Source organism: Sutcliffiella rhizosphaerae (assembly GCF_917563925.1).
In the GTDB taxonomy this organism is placed as follows: domain Bacteria; phylum Bacillota; class Bacilli; order Bacillales; family Bacillaceae_I; genus Sutcliffiella_A; species Sutcliffiella_A rhizosphaerae.
Genome location: NZ_CAKJTJ010000027.1, coordinates 54,347 through 54,978, shown reverse-complemented (window position 1 = coordinate 54,978; position 632 = coordinate 54,347). Strand labels below are relative to the sequence as shown.

The window sequence follows — 632 nt, the reverse complement described above, 5'->3', positions numbered from 1 at the left end:
GTATAAAGGGGACACGAGAGAGGGAAAGTACCAGCTCATCATCGCCAATGGAATAACGAAAGAACCAATTGATATTCTTCCAAACCGCTATAAAAATACCATTAAGCATTATCTGCGAAAGTTCGGTGCCAAGGTGGAAGTAGTGGTCATGGACATGAGCCACTCCTTTAAGGCGGCTGTTCAGCAGGCGCTTGGAAAGCCGGTGATTGTGGCCGATCGATTTCACTTTGTTCGGTATATTTACTGGGCGATGGACGGTGTCAGACGAAGAGTACAGTCAGGGTGGCATGACTACGATCGGAAGAAATGTAAGTTGATGCGACATGTGTTTTATAAGCGTTCCAACAAATTAACGGAAGATGACAAATGGTACCTCCAAAGATATCTTGATCTGTCCCCTGAACTCCAAAAAGCATATGAGCTAAAGGAACAGTTTTGTCTCTGGTTTGACGGGGCTAAGCAGAATGGCGTGAAAGACATCCTCCAAACCAAAAATGCCTTACATGGCTTTTACGAGTTGGTCAATCAGGCTGACATTCCCGAATTCGCAAAGGCTGTCCAGACACTAAAAAACTGGCAGATAGAGATACTGAATAGCTTTAGCTATAACTATTCCAACGGCTTTTTAGAGG

Annotated in this window: 1 protein-coding gene; it reads left to right on the top strand. The window is 44.3% G+C overall.

Annotation, left to right across the window (positions count from 1 at the left end):
* Positions 1-632 (top strand): ISL3 family transposase (locus tag LRP81_RS17975; protein ID WP_230503692.1); only part of this gene is annotated, 632 nt, incomplete at both ends.